Annotated in this window: 15 protein-coding genes and 1 pseudogene; 8 read left to right on the top strand and 8 right to left on the bottom strand. The window is 58.8% G+C overall.

Annotated elements, in window-relative coordinates:
- Together I6F16_RS19055 and I6F16_RS19050 are read left to right on the top strand one after the other, a co-directional pair.
- The gene (locus I6F16_RS19055) at positions 1–492 is read left to right on the top strand and encodes a hypothetical protein (RefSeq protein WP_036027491.1); all 492 of its coding nucleotides are present in this window, start codon (positions 1–3) and stop codon (positions 490–492) included.
- Between the two features lie 454 nt (positions 493–946).
- Positions 947–1,183 (top strand): hypothetical protein, encoded by a 237-nt coding sequence (locus I6F16_RS19050; protein WP_036027490.1) that lies wholly within the window; start codon positions 947–949, stop codon positions 1,181–1,183.
- A 793-nt stretch (positions 1,184–1,976) separates the two neighbouring features.
- Here the strand turns inward: I6F16_RS19050 and I6F16_RS19045 are convergent.
- Positions 1,977–2,567, bottom strand: coding sequence for an RNA ligase family protein (locus I6F16_RS19045; protein ID WP_225173942.1), 591 nt, complete (start codon positions 2,565–2,567; stop codon positions 1,977–1,979).
- Between the two features lie 515 nt (positions 2,568–3,082).
- Between I6F16_RS19045 and I6F16_RS19040 the strand changes: the two genes are divergently transcribed.
- Positions 3,083–3,259 (top strand): hypothetical protein, encoded by a 177-nt coding sequence (locus I6F16_RS19040; protein ID WP_157786017.1) that lies wholly within the window; start codon positions 3,083–3,085, stop codon positions 3,257–3,259.
- Between the two features lie 72 nt (positions 3,260–3,331).
- Positions 3,332–3,466: a hypothetical protein gene (locus I6F16_RS38015; protein WP_276325017.1), complete on the top strand. Its 135-nt coding sequence runs from the start codon at positions 3,332–3,334 to the stop codon at positions 3,464–3,466.
- On the opposite strand, the gene I6F16_RS19035 is transcribed toward I6F16_RS38015, so the two are convergent.
- Both I6F16_RS19035 and I6F16_RS19030 read right to left on the bottom strand, forming a co-directional pair.
- A complete protein-coding gene (locus I6F16_RS19035) occupies positions 3,446–3,757 on the bottom strand; it encodes a hypothetical protein (RefSeq protein ID WP_050996020.1) in 312 nt (103 codons plus the stop codon). The two genes, I6F16_RS38015 and I6F16_RS19035, sit on opposite strands and share 21 nt — an antisense overlap.
- Positions 3,758–4,134: 377 nt before the next feature.
- Positions 4,135–5,787 carry a recombinase family protein gene (locus tag I6F16_RS19030; RefSeq protein ID WP_225173941.1) on the bottom strand — a complete coding sequence of 551 codons (1,653 nt, stop codon included), beginning with the start codon at positions 5,785–5,787 and terminating at the stop codon, positions 4,135–4,137.
- A 471-nt stretch (positions 5,788–6,258) separates the two neighbouring features.
- On the opposite strand from I6F16_RS19030, the gene I6F16_RS19025 reads away from it, so the two are divergent.
- A complete protein-coding gene (locus I6F16_RS19025) occupies positions 6,259–6,609 on the top strand; it encodes an SPW repeat protein (RefSeq protein WP_225173940.1) in 351 nt (116 codons plus the stop codon).
- 397 nt (positions 6,610–7,006) lie between these two features.
- On the opposite strand, the gene I6F16_RS19020 is transcribed toward I6F16_RS19025, so the two are convergent.
- Both I6F16_RS19020 and I6F16_RS19015 read right to left on the bottom strand, forming a co-directional pair.
- Complete coding sequence (locus I6F16_RS19020; protein WP_225173973.1) at positions 7,007–7,387, bottom strand: hypothetical protein; 381 nt, start codon at positions 7,385–7,387, stop codon at positions 7,007–7,009.
- A 30-nt stretch (positions 7,388–7,417) separates the two neighbouring features.
- Entirely contained in the window at positions 7,418–7,651 is a 234-nt protein-coding gene (locus I6F16_RS19015; protein ID WP_346656583.1) for a hypothetical protein, read from the bottom strand.
- A 312-nt stretch (positions 7,652–7,963) separates the two neighbouring features.
- Here I6F16_RS19015 and I6F16_RS19010 point away from each other — a divergent pair.
- Positions 7,964–9,318 (top strand): annotated as a pseudogene (locus tag I6F16_RS19010) (IS1182 family transposase).
- Positions 9,319–10,096: 778 nt separating this feature from the next.
- Positions 10,097–10,252 carry a hypothetical protein gene (locus I6F16_RS19005; protein WP_157786077.1) on the top strand — a complete coding sequence of 52 codons (156 nt, stop codon included), beginning with the start codon at positions 10,097–10,099 and terminating at the stop codon, positions 10,250–10,252.
- Between the two features lie 1,328 nt (positions 10,253–11,580).
- On the opposite strand, the gene I6F16_RS19000 is transcribed toward I6F16_RS19005, so the two are convergent.
- Both I6F16_RS19000 and I6F16_RS18995 read right to left on the bottom strand, forming a co-directional pair.
- Positions 11,581–12,519 carry a hypothetical protein gene (locus I6F16_RS19000; protein WP_157786075.1) on the bottom strand — a complete coding sequence of 313 codons (939 nt, stop codon included), beginning with the start codon at positions 12,517–12,519 and terminating at the stop codon, positions 11,581–11,583.
- A gap of 184 nt (positions 12,520–12,703) precedes the next feature.
- Positions 12,704–12,871: a hypothetical protein gene (locus tag I6F16_RS18995; protein WP_157786074.1), complete on the bottom strand. Its 168-nt coding sequence runs from the start codon at positions 12,869–12,871 to the stop codon at positions 12,704–12,706.
- Between the two features lie 55 nt (positions 12,872–12,926).
- On the opposite strand from I6F16_RS18995, the gene I6F16_RS18990 reads away from it, so the two are divergent.
- On the top strand, positions 12,927–13,697 hold the full coding sequence (locus I6F16_RS18990; RefSeq protein WP_036031630.1) for an ATP-binding protein: 771 nt from the start codon (positions 12,927–12,929) through the stop codon (positions 13,695–13,697).
- A gap of 1,128 nt (positions 13,698–14,825) precedes the next feature.
- Here I6F16_RS18990 and I6F16_RS18985 read toward each other — a convergent pair.
- Positions 14,826–15,788 carry an AraC family transcriptional regulator gene (locus I6F16_RS18985; protein ID WP_225173939.1) on the bottom strand — a complete coding sequence of 321 codons (963 nt, stop codon included), beginning with the start codon at positions 15,786–15,788 and terminating at the stop codon, positions 14,826–14,828.
- Between the last annotated feature and the right edge of the window lie 126 nt (positions 15,789–15,914).

The raw sequence follows: 15,914 nt of genomic DNA, 5'->3' as shown, positions 1-15,914 counted from the left end.
ATGCTGGTTGGCGCCGCGCTCGCCGGAGAAGCTATCCCACAGGTTAGCTTCTCAAGAGAAGCGCCTGAGGTTGATCCGATCTTCGCAGTGATCGAAGCACACAAGGCAGCTCGCGCCACTTGGATTGGCTGGGTGGACAGGCATTGCGCCCTCGAGCTGGAGTTACCCCAGGACAAGCGACAGTCCCGCGTTAACGTGTGGGACGATGAGATTATTAAAACGGATGATCCGCGATGGATCGAGGCCGAGCGCGAAGTGCACCGGACTTCGGACGCTGAGACGGATGCCGCCTGCGAGCTCGTGAACGTAAGGCCAACAACCAGGGCCGGCCTACTTGCCCTACTCAATCACGCGATGCTCTACGACACTGATGGCGAGGGCTGGCCCCGTGACCTGATCAGCGACGACGGCAAGCGTACGCGCTCTTGGCAGACCTTTCTGATCGAGAACGTCACGGTAGCCCTGACCATGGGCCTGGGCGAGAGTACCTAACGCAGATGCTTGTCGACCGCCTTTGAACAAGCTGGCTGGGCGAAAAGAACGACCCCAGGCCTGGATCAATGACCCAGGGCTGGGGCCGCTCGGGCTACGGAGATAGCCTGGCGCGCCTAAGCGCACATAGATCCAATTCGGAACTCAGAGGGGCGTTCCTATCTCGCTGCTGTGCTAAATCTTGCCGCAGAGGGTGATAACCCAGTGGCGGCGGACGACGAGCAGCGACCTCGCGAGGCCCAGGACCTAGGGCCGGAAAAAGCCCCAGCCGCTGTCTGGACGGCCGGGGCGTCAGCAGAAGGTATCACCTGTTCTTCGGCAGATGTGCCGGATTCAATCGTCGCGAGAGATTCACGTTCCTGGGTGTGGCGGGTATCGGTATTAAGACGGCGAGCGCTGCGGCGCGAGTAAGCGCGTGGATAGCAACCAAGCATGCCTCAGGCTGTTCACATGCATGGAAGCGCATCTTCTGCAGGTCACCACTGACGATGGCGAGTGCCAGTTCTGGTTAGCGGCCGGTACGGAAGAACAGGCCGTTCAGCTGGTCTTGGATGCCATCCCAGAGGGATGGACCGCTAAACTGATGCATAATGGGCTCACCGCCCGCGAGGAAGCCGCAGCACTCGGCCTCATTGTTGGGCTCGCGCCAGGAGAAGCCCGCGAGGTAAGCAGAGGAATTGGGCTTGGCTGATATGTGGCCGCGCGCCGCGATCTCGGAGCCGGAAAACGCAAGCACGGTTCGGGGACGAGCCAGCTTTTGAAGCTTCCTCCCGACAAGGAGCGTCAGATGAGCGAACGACGTGAGCTATATCGCAGCGCCAACGGCGACGCTTGGTTTCTGGGACGCGAGCCGGCCAATGGCCATGCTTTCGTCATTCATCAGCCAAACGCGCCTTCCGGCGGCCGACTGACACACATTGAGCTGGGCGATTTCTTGCGAAGTGAGCCGAAAGGACCCGAGCACCAGGCCCTTCTGCGCCTGATAGGTACGCTAGTGAACGTGCCACCGTACGCCTAGGGCGCATCAGCAGGGTGTAGAGCGGCCTAGCGCTCGTTTCGCATATACGGGCTGTTCTCTGAGACAAGAAGAAGAGAGGGGTCGGATTTCAACACGGCTCTAGTGTCAACGGCGCCTCTCGGCAGGACCGTCGTACAGACACTCGCGAACAGAGCGAGTGAAGACAAAGCGCCGATTAAAATCCAACGCTCCCTCTGCATGTTAGCCTTCCTGGCAGAGTACTGATGGCAAAGCCAACACGGGTCCTCGACGAACCGTTCCTATTCTAAGGTGCGGTCGATCGTCGGCCGGCGCCCCGCATGATGGCATTTCAGGGGAAGCCTCCAGCTCCGACGTGTCTTTAGGATTGGCGTCAAGCGGCAGGTTTGCGGTCTTGCAGCGGGCGCACTCGACCTCGAGCCACACGCTGCCCATGTCACCCCCAGCCGCTTGGTCATCTCCTCTTTTGCGTCTTGCTTGTAAGCCATCACAGCTCCCGCTCCATCGCGGGATGGCTCCGGTTCTTTACCTTGATCCAATGCTTTTGCCTGCCGCCGCCGTACGGCCGATCGCGATGTTTGGAGACCAGGCCCTCCAAGCCCATTCGGCACGCCGCTGTGAAGAGGTCCGGCCCGATCTCGCCGCGCTCGAATGGCGCCACCGCGATCCCGTCCGGCCGGCGCGCCAGCAGTCGCTCGAGGTTGGTCTTTCGGAGGTGCAGAGGCAGAGCGCGCAAGTCGTCGCCGCCCAGCGCAAGAATGTCGAAGGCGTAAAGTTGGACTTCGTGATCGTGTTTGCGGGAGTGCAGCGCGTTGAAGTCGCTGATGCCGTCCACCCCAAGGATCACGGCCTCGCCATCGATCACAAAGCGCTTCTGCCGGTTTTTCAGCGCCGCCTGGGCAATCCAGGGATAGCGCTTCGTCCAGTCGGTGCCGTTACGGGAGAGCAGGCGCACGCGTTCGTCCTCCCGAATGACTAGCATCCGGTAGCCGTCGTGCTTTACCTCATGGATCCAGTCCTGCCCGGTCGGGACCTGCTTACTGGCGGTAGCCAGACAAAGCTCGTAGGCCATACGCATGGGCCGAACATAAGATTTGCCGCTTACTTTACGAGTCGGGAACAAGTGGCAACTTGGACTATTTTGAGCGTCGGAGTTGGGGGGGAAGCCAAACTCCTCCATTAAGGCCCGCCGGGGCGCCCTTGCCTCTTCTAACTTGAGTTAGCGATCGTCCGATTCCCATGAGGGAACTGTTCACTTTGTAACACAAGTGATGGTCCCGGGCGGCATTTGACAGATGCTCGAGCGATGCATCCTCGGTCCGAATCATACCGCTCGCTTGAAGCACTGTGTCGCCACCAGGCGGCCATTACTGCGACGCCGGCCACCAAGCTTGAACTGCTGCAAATGGCTCGCGAATACAAGGCTTTGGCGGAAGGACTGGATCAGCAATCTACTGCACCTACCAACTTCAGTTTGGAACCAAAGTAGCTTGTGGTAGTTATGACGGCATCACCGGCCGAGGCTCTGCCCGTAGGCGTCGGTGGCTGAGAGACCGATAGCGCTCCCGCCTGCACAGCCAAGGGGAGCGGCCTATGTCGGGCTTGTTCAAGTCGTTGGAATTGCTCAATCGCCATTCGCGCCTCGCCGCGCACGAAGCCGAGATGATCGCGCGAGCGAGAGATGCGCTTGCGCGATCCGAAGCCTTGCTCCAGGAGAGCCCGCCCTCGACGTTCCTCGGGAGGCCGCAGAACCCGCCGCTGAAAGAGTGAGGCTGCTTCAGTTGCCGCTCCCCTTTGATGTAGCTCAAAAAGTATCAGCGTTTGACGGGTGCCATTCAGGCCATGCCCGACCCCGACAAACAGACTGAGGGTAAGGAAGCCAAGCCGTCGCGGCTGGAGGAGGCGCGGCGGATCATAGAGGTGTACGCCGCCGACCTACGGGAGATCATCCAGAAGCTACGGCGCAAGATGAACTAAGCCCCCGTCAGTTCGCAACCCGGCCCCTACGATGGCAAGCCGGGGATTGCCTCGCTCGAAGTCGGGCCTGACATCGGCGCCGCGGGCGCCGCAGCCCTGACACACGAAGCGGGGCTCAATATCAGAAAGCCGCACCTCGTCCGGCCACCGATCCGCGTCCAAGGCAATGTGGTGGCCGCAATGGCAGTAGACGAGGATGCCGCGCAAACCCATCTGGCGCATCTGGCCGAAAGTGATCTTCATCGGCCGGCCGTCGGGGTGCGTGGGCGTATGGCGTACATTGCGTGGCATCGCGCCATCGAAGCGCGACGCCCGCGAGAGTCAAATTATCAATCCCTGGGCATCGGAACGCGCGAGAACTACTGCGCCTCGTGGGTGTGGAAAGCTAATCGCAAGGCGCGACCGCTAGAGCCTGATGACGCATCGCCAAAGGCTTAGCGGTAAAGACGAGGCTGGCGAATCGGAGGCAATTTTTTGAAATCCCGAAATTTTGGTTGCTCCGTCGGGCAAAACAGTGGTTCATAGGGCGCTGGCTCTAACATCAAGGACCAGCACGATGGCCGATGAAGTTGATGTGTCTTCCGAACTGTCAAAGATCGCAAAGCTCAACGGAGACTTCAGGAGGAACTACGGCCCGCTCTTAGGCGCGTTCCTATATCTACGCTCGATCAGTGCCGCGCGAGGCCGCTCGTGGATTCTGGCTGCCGTTTTCTCGCTTCTCTGCTCTTCGGCGTGGGCTTGGCTCGGGAAGGCACTCTCTTGGCTAACCGCCTTATGATCGCTCTCACCAGGGCATCAGCTGTTTCAAAACAAGCGATGTCGTGGCGCTTGCGAGCCGAATCCGTGAACCTTATGGTTCTCTTCACCCTACCATCGGTAGGCAATAACACGTAATCGAGAATGCCTTTGTTGTGTTCCGTAAGTCGTATGGCAGCGATCCACCCCGCGGGCACATGAGCGTCGCATTGAACGGTCCAATGCGGAGCATGCGCTTCCTCCTGCGGAGGAGTCCAGCGTGCCGCCCTAACCGAAACGCATGTGGTACCGTTTACGCGCAACGAGTCGGTCCATCCGCCGGTGCTCGTGCGGTAGCCAGCGCGCTTGGCGGCGCTTCGAATACGAGAGGCGAGCCTCGTCTTTTGCTCGGCCCAAAGCGGACGTGATTCCAGAAATTCGTAGTTTCGTTTCGGGGTGTAACCAAGCAGCCGGTAAAGATTTCGAATGCTACCAAAGTGGGTCTGACATGTTGCAACACAGGGCAGGCCCGGCGTGCGATCGATGATGCTTATGCTCAGGCGGCCATGTTCCAGCAGAGCTCGACGCAAGCGAAAGATCATCTCCTCTTCGGACAGATCAACACGCCGTTCGCTGATGAATTTGTTCGCTTGCAAGAAGAGGTCGCGATCGACGATCGGCTCTAGGCAACTCTGAGCGCGGATCCACTCCTCAGGCGGATTATACTTGCGGATTTGACGCAACTTCCACGAACGCCGATTAAAGACCAGATTGCCTATGTAAGTCTCATCCCTGAGAATGGCTCCGACCATGACACGTGTCCAAGGTTTTCCTGTCCTGGTCGGCACCGCATTTTTATTAAGCTCCCAGGCCACCACCGTTTCACATTTCACCTCTAAGAACCGAGTGAAGATCCATCTCACGATCGCGACTTCGCGCGGATCGCCGGGGCGAACCCGAATGTGATCGGTGGTGAGATACTTGCGGTCCCCATTCTTCAGGATGCCTTTTGATTGGTCCTTCTCGTCAACGAGCTCTCGCACCAGACCATAACCAACTTTGCCGCAAGGTTTGTAACCCAGTCGAGCAAATCGGCATTGGCCAGCATAGACCTTGGCCGAAAGTTCTCGGCTGTACTCGGCCGCCATGACTCTTTTGATGTTCTTGACGATGCTGGCGAGCATACTTCCGTCGTTGTCGAATTGCTCCGCGCAATAGGCCACTCTGATGCCAGCTCGTTTGCAAATGAACTCGTAGTGCGCACTTTCGTCCGCATCTTGAAAGCGGCCCCAACGGCTCACGTCATAGACCAAGATATGAGCGAAATCGGTGTCTCCCGCTTGTACGTCCTCCAGGAGCTGAATGAGACCGGCTCGATTTTTGATCGAAAGACCGCTTTCGCCTTCGTCTCTGTAAGTTCGAACAATCGTCAGTTTCTTCGAATGCGCGTATGCAGCGATCGCTGCAGCCTGGTTCTGAATTGAGTACTGTTGGCGTTCGGTCGACATACGAACATACTGGGCAGCTCGATGGATCCTTTGAGAAGCTGGAAGGCTGGACTTCCGAACGACGAGTTCGTTACCCATGGACGCCTCCTGGCGTTGCGCCCCCGAGCACCAGAGCCCGGCCGACAGGACCTGCAGTTCTGGACAAGCAACCCCAAGCCAGGGAGGTTTACAGGCCTGCGTCAAATGAAGCGTTACCATCCACATGAGCCGTACTCGTGGAAGGATGGTCTCCTACTGCCTCCATTCCCGCGGCAACCCACGGTCGAAGATATGTCGGCTCTCAGGGGCAGACCGGACTTAAACCGGCCCAAACCGTCGCGATTGACCCTTCAGCGACCTCTGGAGCCGTCCGCATTCCCGCCGCTGTTAAGGTTGGGACCGCAGGCAGTCAGCTGCTTAATGAGCACAGAGGGACAGCACCGGCGCGGCAGGTCCGCCGCTCCGTTGCCATTATGCCGCGGGCCGCGGTGGAAACCAGCTCGGTGATTACGCGGTTGATTTGGCATCGAAACCTCCAATGGAGGGTGCCATGCAGAATTGGGAAGGGAATTGGACGAACGCAAGTTTTGTGACGTTGCGAACCTGATCCTCGGCGCGGTACTGTTCGTTTCGCCCTGGATATTCGGTTTCGATGCGGGGACGGTCTCTCAAAACGCCGTTATCACCGGTATCGCCATCGCGATCCTTGCGGTCGCGGCGCTGGCGGCGTTCGCGGTGTGGGAGGAGTGGCTGAACCTCGTCGTCGGCTTGTGGGCACTGGTATCGCCCTGGGTATTGGGCTTCCAGGGAACCACCGCGATGACGGTGCATGTGATCATCGGCGCGGCGGTCGCAATCCTGGCAGCGATCGAGCTCTGGATTATGTCCCGCAACCCGCCGCGGCTGACCACCGGTAGCTGAGAAGCTGGATCGTTTGGCTCGTGGCATAGCTTCGCCGTCATCGGAAATTGTCCAGCCGACGCGGACGAAATTCGGTGCGGACCTGGGGCCGGCAGCTACTCAGCGCAGTCGGCCTTGGGTCAGCCGTAAGTGCCGCAGCTTGAGCTAGCCTTGCTGGACGGCTTACTTCCGGCGCCAAATTCCGAAAGTGCCGATGGAAACGCCTTGCTCCGGGGCTAGGTTCATCGGGCATTCCGTTTGCGTCGGATTCACAAATTGAATGCCACGGGGCATGATTCTTGGGACCAAGCTGCGTTTGCCATCCAACGGCAGACCTCTCGGTCCCAGCTCGTTTTTCGATCCGGAAAAACCTCCAGGCTGGGGCCGATGTGGTCTACTCCGGGCGTAAGCCGCCCCATCAGTACCAGCCCATCTTGAAACAGAGACCAAGCCAACCAGCGAGCGCGACTAGAGCGGCAATGTTGATGTACTTCTGAGCGTCTTGCATCATTGCACCGTAATCAAAGGCGCCCCGCAATTCGGAGCAACGGTGATTTGTCACTACCCGTTCCGCCTCTCTGCCCTTGACCAGATCAACAAGGTTCCGGTTTCTGGCGCTCGGTTCATCGCGGGAGCTCGGGGTTCTCCACCTTATGTGCTTTGGCGTGTTCTTCTCGACCTGCGGGACCATGCGGGCGGGATCGGGACCGCCCGGAACGCCCCTGGGGCCGAGCAGCTCACGCGTAATGTCATCCTCGGTTCTTTCCGGCTCGACGCCGTTGATGGGCCGCTGTCGCACGGGAGCGACCTCCTGATGCCCACGGCAAGCTCAGGTCACCTCAGGCTTGAAGGTCTGCGGCTGCTGCTCTGGCGGCGGCATTTTAAAAGAAATGGGGAACGGCGTGCGCGCGAGGCTTACCAGCGCCGCCCGTTCCTCGGAGAGACGGCTTTCGATGTACTCGCGCTCCAGATCGGAAAGGCGGGTCTTGAGCAGCCGGTGGTAGCGGTGAATGCTATTGCGGTGGGTGCGCAAGCGGGCGAGCTTTTCTTCCAGTGTCATCATCGTCGTCCTCGACGGTTACAAGCAATCCTTTCCAAAAGAGGTCGGAGGAGCCCTCCGGCGTGAGACTTAGAGAGGCTTGATCTTGTTTCAAGATGGATGAGAAGATTGGACCAATTGCCTCAACCTCAAGCCAGCGTTCTGTACGCTCCGTGCTCCCCAGCGCGGGGCCGGATCGTGGCAACCGAAAATCCGCCATGTGCTCTTGCATCGTCCCGTTGATGTCCGCATGTGGCCGATTCTGTTGAAAAAGACGGCTGTTGCGACGCAGTGATATCAGTGATTCAATCTGTCTAGTTGGCAGGACTGAAGATCATGATGGGGCATCAGCAAGTCGAACAGGCTACTTTGTTCTATGAGTTCTCGCTCGAAAGACATATCCCGACTGATCACTTGCTGCGGTTGATTGACCGGTTTGTCGATCTCGAACAGGTCCGGCGGGACCCGGGGCCATTCTACAGCAGCATCGGTCGGCCTTCGATCGATCCCGAGCTGATGATCCGGATGCTCCTGATCGGTTACTGCTTCGGCATCCGATCGGAACGGCGCCTGTGCGATGCGGTTCACCTCAATTTGGCCTACCGGTGGTTTTGCCGGCTCGGTCTGGATGGGGCAGTGCCGGATCATTCGACATTCTCCAAGAACAGGCATGGCCGCTTCCGGCAGAGCGACCTCTTCCGTCGCGTGTTCGAGAGCGTGCTGCGCCGCAGCATCGAGGAACGACTGGTCGGCGGCGAAGGATTTGCAGTCGATGCGAGCCTAATCAAGGCCGATGCCAATCGGCAGAAGGGGATCGAAGGCGATAAGGGACTTCCGCCGGAGGCTGCCGGCCGAGCAATCGATGAGTATCTGTGACTGTCCTCGATGATGCTGCTTTCGGAGCTGCGACCGAGGTTACCCCGAAGTTCGTTTCGCCCTCCGACCCGGCGGCGCGCTGGACGGGGGCGCACGGTGGCCAAGCGTTTTTCGCCTATTCGACGAACTACCTGATCGACATCGAGAACGCGATCATCGTCGATGTTGAGGCAACGACGGCAATCCGGCAGGCGGAGGTATTGGCCGCTAAGCGCATGATCGAGCGCTCGCTGGAGCGGTTTGATCTCTATCCGAGCCGGCTCCTCGGTGACAGCGGCTATGGCTCGGCCGAGATGCTCGCCTGGCTGGTCTATGAGCACGGCATCGAGCCACACGTTACAGTCTTCGATAAGTCGGCCCGCACAGACGGGATCTTCTCGCGCGACGACTTCACCTATGACCATGCTGGGGACATCTATCGTTGCCCTGGTAGCAAAGTTCTCACCACGACCGGAACGTTGGTGAATGATGGTACCACCATGCTTTACCTCGCCAGCAAGCGCGATTGTGATCGATGCGCATTGAAGGCTCGGTGTTGCCCCAAGCAGGCTTCACGGAGAGTGCCGCGCTCGATCTACGAGGGCGCTCGCGACATGGCGCGCCAGATCGCGAGATCGTGGGAGGGAGGCACCTCGCGCCGGCTCCGCAAGAAAATCGAGATGTTGTTCGCGCACCTCAAGCGCATTCTCAAGCTCGACCGTTTGCGTTTACGAGGTCCAAACGGCGCGCGCGACGAGTTCATCCTCGCAGCCACCGCCCAGAACCTTCGAAAGATGGCCAAGCTGATCCCGATGCCCAGGCCGAGGCTCGCATAGGGGCGGTAGAGCAGTTCGGCCACGTCGCGACGGAGCTATTACAACGAAATACTGCCGGCCTTTTTCAACGGAATCGGCCCTTAGGTGACCTCGCGGTCGGGACAAATGTCTGGTTCGCTCGGGGAGCGGCCATGAGACTTCGCGCGAAACGGCCCAGATCGAGGGAAATAGCGCCCTGTCTTACCTACTTCGTACACCGAATTGACAATTCTAAGCACCCTAGCCGAATTAGGTCGACTCCCTGCCGAATAGGGTGTCTAGTCGCTTCATCACCGCTCGGCCCACGGCTTCTATCGGTGACTGAGAGTATTGTGCTCCCGCCCAACCGGACAGGGAGCAGCGCTATGCAATCTCGGATTTTAACACTTTCAGATCGGCTTACCCAGTTTGCGCGCCGCGGGCGCGATCAGGCCGAAAGACTGCAGCCTGGCAAGGACCGGGACGACTTGCTGCAGAAGGTTCGTCAGGCCGAAGTGGCTATTCACATCAACCAGTGGGTTTCCTCGCCGGGACTGCGGGCTCCGACATGATGGGACGCCTTCAATCCCGTGCACGCAATCGCGTGAAGAGAATAATCGACTTTCGCACGAGAGTCGCGAACAAGAGCGACTGGGCCATCAACGCCGTCCTAAATCACTTCTGGAGCAAGCTAAATCCAAGCACGCCTCCCATTCAGAAGAACAAGGACAGGTCCCGTCACTAGCCAGGCATGAAAGCGGGAGCGTCTCGGCTCTCGGTCACCAATTGAGGCCACGGACCTACGGAAGGGGAGACGGCGATGGAAAGCGGGGCTGGACCTTCTTCGAAGCCTGAGCTGACGATCGTGGAGCGCTATAAGCGTGCCGCGCGTGAGAATATGGACGGTCCCGAACTCCTCAAGCTGCTCAAAGAGGTCGAGGACGAGATGAAAAGACGTGGACTCTGGGATCATTAAGGTCCCGCCAAGACACCACCGAAGCATTGCCGCGGCTCGCCGGCGACTGGATGAAGCTCGCTGATTGCGCGGAGAGACACCAAGGTCAATTTGATAGAGATGATCCCGGGCAATCCCCGAGCCAAGACCTAGTTTTGAGCAAACGGCTCATTTTGAGCAAGTAAATGGCGCGCTGGGCGGCGCTTGCTCGGATAGGATCGCACAGGGCCAAGACAATGTTGGCCCTCATGCGTTTCTACTTCGACTATCAGGACTCGCCGGCACCATCGTGAGGTTACGACGGGAGAAGACCGTATTCCAAGTCGACCCCTGGCGCGCATTGGTTCGCGGTCCATCTTCGGCGGCCATGCATTACCTTCTATGGCCGAAGCCCAACAGGGGCGCAATCTTTTCAAGCAGATTGGAAATCCAGCTCTCCTTGCGAGAAGACTCAGCCCAATCAGCCTCGATCCGGTCCCACTGCTCCTGGACCAGGAATCTAGGGACCCGTTCTTTTTCCGGAACGCTCATAGACAATTGTGATTTGGCTTTAATACAACTTCAAGCCCGCAACACTACGGTAGCGAACGAGGGACCGGGTAAATGGCCCAATGACCGATTGCGATCGACTGCACCAGAAACAAGAGTAGTCTCGGCTCGACTGCCTACCACAGCGTCATTTGGTCGTTGCACTACCGAGCTTCAGCCGCGGCAAGCCGCGCACGCCGGTAGCCAGGCTCTCGAAGCTGATGAAGCGATCCGAGGGCTCGTTGAGGCAAAAGGCACGTAGCCTTGGAGTTGGCTTAGGGCATCAGCGCTAACTCTGCACACAATGAGCAGGGTCCGCCGGTTCACGCTGGTGGGCCCTGCTCCAGTTTCACTTTTTCAGGCAAAGACCAATTGTCGGCGGAGTGCTGCACTTTCCGCCATCCGCGCTGGCACCACTGGGGCAGAACACCGACACAAGCATTTCGCTGCTGTCGCAATTGACGGCGCCGTCGGCTTGTACAGCGCGGATATTGACCGTCCCGGGCTCGCCCTTGTCTCCCTTCTCACCTTTCGGCCCCTGCGGTCCTTGTGGACCTTGCGCGCCGGCCGCACCTTGTGGACCGGGAACGCCCTGAACACCTTGGGCGCCTTGCGGACCTGCCGGGCCCTGCGGTCCTGGATCTCCCTTCGGTCCAGGCTCTCTGCCACATGCTGCGAGTACAAGCGTGGCAGTTATCACGGCCACCGTAATCACCTTTTGCATTGCGATCCTCCCAATGATCGAGTCCATTAAACTGATCGCCAAAGTGAGCCGCAAGAGAGAAGCCCGCCGACGGTCAGGCGGCGGGCCCTGAACTGGGCTACGACCAAAGCCCGACGCTGATCCTTTCGATCAACGGCGTGCTACTGTCGTGGAAAGTCGGGGCATCAAGCGAGACGGGGCCGTACTTCGTTGGGAACATCCGGTTAGCGATCCGTGAAAACTCACGCCAACGCCGCGGCGCATCCTCGATTGTCAGTGAGCCTTCAAGGATCGCAAGCATCATGTCGCTCATGACGTCCTTGCGCGTGTGATAGTCCAGATAGCGCGGTACGGCACCGTCAACCGCCGTGAACACTTCATGCGGCGGTCCCGCAATAATGCCGGTCAACGTCGGACCTCGAATCACTTGCTTGCGCGTGATCAGCCTGCGCGGGTTGCGCAAACTGTTCTCGGTAAAGAGCGGTTTGAGGACAGCCTCCACTTGTGGGTTGTCCCGCATAGCGTTCTTTAGCGCTCCGAGCGCCATAACGCGCTCACTGCTATGGTAGCTCGTGAGCTTGTACATCGAAGCCCCGGCTTTCGCCCGCTCTATGACGTTGGCAATGTCGTCGGCCTTGTAGCTTCTAGTATGCTCATATCCTCTTTCGCAGATCAGACAGCGGCGGACCTGCCATTGCCCCTGCTTAAGTGTGCGAACGACCGACGTTTCCGCAGTGAGCAGATGCCCGTTTCGACAGTGCGTCTTTGCCATCATCTTCTCGCGGCATGTCCTTACCTTGCGAGCGGTGGTGTTCGCGTGAGACTTGCGGATTGTGTCAGCCCACCATTCAGGCCGCTCTGTTTTCAGTATGTCGCGGAAGTGCGCGCTGACCGGGCAATCTCGCAGTGTGCCGCCCCCATCTAGGTGAGCTGCGATCTTGGCGGCATTGCCATCGTTGTCCGGGATAGACGCTATTCGCCCGACCTTTCGCTTTGTCGGCGCCGAAGCCTTTGCTTCACGCGGTACGCTTGCCCGTTGGTCGATATTCATAGCCAAGCCTTTCTCGTGGTTTGACGTCGGCCAATCACCGACGTCTCGATGGAGAGCCTGAGTCGCGGCTTGCCGGTGGCGACCCACGCCATCAGAGTGGCGCAGTCGCAGAAGACAGATTGCTGAGTCGCGAGCGTCGGCAGCCCCGCAGCTCTCCGCAGCGAGCGCTAGAGCCCTTCTTTAAGCTGCCTCACCCCATCACCGTGTTTGTCCAATCCCGCATGCCGACCTGCTCCAGAATGCCTTCCCAGTCGGCAATGCCGGACTCGGTGGGGTCTTCTTCCAGGTCGTGCCAGCCTCCAGCCGCCCATATCTCTTGGCTGTGGTAGTGGTCGAGGCTGCCAAGGCTGCCCGACAAGCATTTCCGGGCGCTTACGTTCATTTTCAAGAAAAGACCGGGCCTCAAAGACCGAATGGTCGAGGGCTCAATTCTCGAGGTGATCAAGGATACTGCCGCGATTATTGGAGCAAACCTTCGTGAGTTTACTGAATATCGATCCGGCAAATTCTATCAAAAGGCCGAATATCCATTCGACGCTTGGTACGAAGTTCTGGTGAATGCTTGCGTCCATCGATCCTATCACGCACGGACTCGTCCGATCTTTGTAAAGATGTTCGACGATCACCTCGTTGTAGAAAGCCCAGGGGGCTTCATGCCATCGATAACGCCAGACAACCTTTTCCACAAACCGCGCAATCCATTTTTGATGTTCGTTTTGCGGGAGTTTGGAGAGGTGCGGTGCATCAGCGAAGGAACGAAGCGCATCAAGCGGGAGCTTCAGGAGGCGAAGCTTCCGACCATACGGTATTCAGCTGATCCAAACACCGTGACAGCTACGCTCTTTAACGACGTGGCCAACCGAACCAACTCACTGGATAGCGAGGCATATAGGGCCTTGGGCGATGCGCTTGCATTCTCGCTCGATGCTGACGAACGACGAATCGTGAATTATGTGATTGAACACGGAAAGATCAATGCCAGCGGCGCTCTGCGCATTCTCAGCACGACTTATTGGCACACGGCAAATGGGAAACTGAAACGCCTCGTTCAGCGCGGAGTACTGGACTTTATTTCAAAACAACATCGAGATCCGAAATCGCACTATGTGCTGCACAAAGTCGAGTCAGCAAAACCCACTCGCAAGCGAGCTCCGAGACGGCCGAAGCCAGTCAAATCGAGGTAGCCCGCGGCAGCAACGCTGGAGGCGGCGAGAAGCAATCACTCGCCGGGCTCGTTCATATCGTCAGCAGTCTCTTCCGCCTTCGCTCGGGAGAGATTTATGAGCCGCTGTATGCCGCCGAGGATTGCGGGTTCGTCTGTTTCTCGGTCCCATACGCACCACTCACCTTCAAAAATCCTCGCAAGAAATCTCATGGGCTAACCTCGTCCTCGAGTGTTGATCTACGAGTGCACAAGCCGCAAAGAAGCCTCCCTCGTCCTCTTCCATTCCTGCCACGCGCCAGAACCCGGCTGCGGGTTCAATGCAAACTGAATGTCTTGGATAAGGTTGAGAGCTTCCTGGACTGAGTGGGCGCGCCCGGACGCAGTGATAATCGCGGATGCGAGGGTGATGTGACTTAACCTTGCGATCTCAGCCGTGATTCTCTCGACAGCGAACGCAGGTATTGCGGGGGGACTCCGGCGGCATCAAAGCTCTCGACGTGTCTGGTAGGATGGTGAGTCGCGCTTTGAGGATAGCACGCAAGGCATGTCCTGAACTCCGTGCTAAACCGGTGTGGATAACGCCTCATCGCAACCAGGACGGCGTGTCCGCGATGGCCGGCGGCAGATACTGCCCCCGCTCGTAAACCAGATCCCAAAGCTCCCGCGCCAAAATGTCATCGACGCTCGCGATCTTCGCTGACACAGCTTTCGTGAATGCGCTGTCGAACGGTGGCGAACTGCGGATGATGCGGAGCCGCTCAGGGGAGGGTTCGTCGGTGTAGCCATTGGGAGCGCTGAGCCGGATGCAGATATGGGCCGCGATCTCATTTGCCTTGCGGGCCGGAGCCCTGCGTCATCCCGCAAAGTCTGGGGAATGATGCGCTCAGTACGAGCACTGTCCAATCGGATTTCAGGCACGGTCATCTCCACTTTGCATTCTGAACGTCAGAAATTCCCCAATCCCGTCAATGCGTGAACGGATCGGGAAAGTTCAGAATGTTTGTTGGAGATGCTCGGGGACTGGGCGGATTTCGATTCCGAGGGTCGGAGGTTCGAATCCTTCCGAGCGCGCCAGTCCTCTTTGTTCCATATATGTTCTAAAGCGGCGAGGATGCCGGGTCACCGCCGCGAGGGCCTGCGGCGTCCATCAGCCTGCCGGGACACCGCTTTGCCGGCCGCGTGCCAGCGTGTCGGAGGGCGCCTCGTGGAAGATCGCGCGGTAGGCTGCGGCAAATTCGCCGAGATGATGGAAGCCTTGGGCACGTGCGCAGGTGGCCACGGTGACGCCACCCTTGAGGAGGCGGGCGCGGGTCGCCCACAGCCTCTTCAGGCGAATGTACTGGTGCAGGCTCATGCCCCGCACCTTGCTGACGGCGCCGCCGAGCGTACGGATCGAGACGTCGAACTCGCGGGCGAGATCGGCTGTATAGATCGGCGCGGTCGGATAGGTAGCGACGTAGTCGTCGATGCGCTGCACGAGCTTGATCGCCCGCTCGCTGTGGACCGAGGTGCTCCGATCCGACGTCGAATCGATTCGAAACAAATCGTCGAGCGCGAGCAGCAGGCCTTCCTGCAGATGGGCCGCAATCTCGGTCGTCTCGAACAGGTCTGGCTGCACTGACGCGGTGCGCAGGATATCGAGCAGGAGCTGTCGGGTGTGGAGCAGGGCGGGCCGGTTCGCGACATGGGCGCGCAAATGGTCGGCGCGGTCGAACCAGCCCCGGTCTCTCAGCTCGGGGGAGAAGATGATCATGGCGTGATGATTGGTCCGGGGCTCAACGAAATGGCACTCATCGTTGCCGTGGAGGGTAGCGAAGAAGCGGGCGTCGAGATCCACACCTTTGAAGTTGACCTGAAGATCGTCGCTCATCGACAGGATCACCATCCCGCTCGGCATGCGATAAGCGGTATCTAGGATCCGCGCGAACGATCTCATCACGATGATGCGGCACGCCGGCAGGGAGACGATGGCTCGGGCCGCCGCGAAGTTCGGGATGTCGAGCGGAATGCTCCTCGCATCCTCCATCGTCTCAATCGGCCGAAACGCATCGACATCGGAGAAGCCGATCAGTTGAAGCGCAGAGGAGGGAGCGAGGTCGTCGAACAACATGATTCTGGCCGGCCGCTGAAATGAGACAATCAAAGGAACATCGCTGCATCATCAATGGCGAAGCATCGAGTTTCAGTAAACCGAATTTCAGGGCCGTAGTATTGCGGACATCATGCCATGAGGTAC

It is taken from the genome of Bradyrhizobium sp. IC4060, assembly GCF_020193715.1.
In the GTDB taxonomy this organism is placed as follows: Bacteria; Pseudomonadota; Alphaproteobacteria; order Rhizobiales; family Xanthobacteraceae; genus Bradyrhizobium; species Bradyrhizobium yuanmingense.
This window is presented reverse-complemented; position numbering and strand designations above follow the sequence as displayed.

Coding starts and splice junctions, on each gene's coding strand:
- I6F16_RS19040 (WP_157786017.1), top strand. CDS start 3,083: ATGTCGGGCTTGTTCAAGTCGTTGGAATTGCTCAATCGCCATTCGCGC.
- I6F16_RS19005 (WP_157786077.1), top strand. CDS start 10,097: ATGGAAAGCGGGGCTGGACCTTCTTCGAAGCCTGAGCTGACGATCGTG.
- I6F16_RS19045 (WP_225173942.1), bottom strand. CDS start 2,567: ATGCGTATGGCCTACGAGCTTTGTCTGGCTACCGCCAGTAAGCAGGTC.
- I6F16_RS19035 (WP_050996020.1), bottom strand. CDS start 3,757: ATGCCACGCAATGTACGCCATACGCCCACGCACCCCGACGGCCGGCCG.
- I6F16_RS19030 (WP_225173941.1), bottom strand. CDS start 5,787: ATGGGTAACGAACTCGTCGTTCGGAAGTCCAGCCTTCCAGCTTCTCAA.
- I6F16_RS19015 (WP_346656583.1), bottom strand. CDS start 7,651: ATGATGACACTGGAAGAAAAGCTCGCCCGCTTGCGCACCCACCGCAAT.
- I6F16_RS18990 (WP_036031630.1), top strand. CDS start 12,927: ATGGTCGAGGGCTCAATTCTCGAGGTGATCAAGGATACTGCCGCGATT.
- I6F16_RS19050 (WP_036027490.1), top strand. CDS start 947: ATGGAAGCGCATCTTCTGCAGGTCACCACTGACGATGGCGAGTGCCAG.
- I6F16_RS38015 (WP_276325017.1), top strand. CDS start 3,332: ATGCCCGACCCCGACAAACAGACTGAGGGTAAGGAAGCCAAGCCGTCG.
- I6F16_RS19055 (WP_036027491.1), top strand. CDS start 1: ATGCTGGTTGGCGCCGCGCTCGCCGGAGAAGCTATCCCACAGGTTAGC.
- I6F16_RS18985 (WP_225173939.1), bottom strand. CDS start 15,788: ATGTTGTTCGACGACCTCGCTCCCTCCTCTGCGCTTCAACTGATCGGC.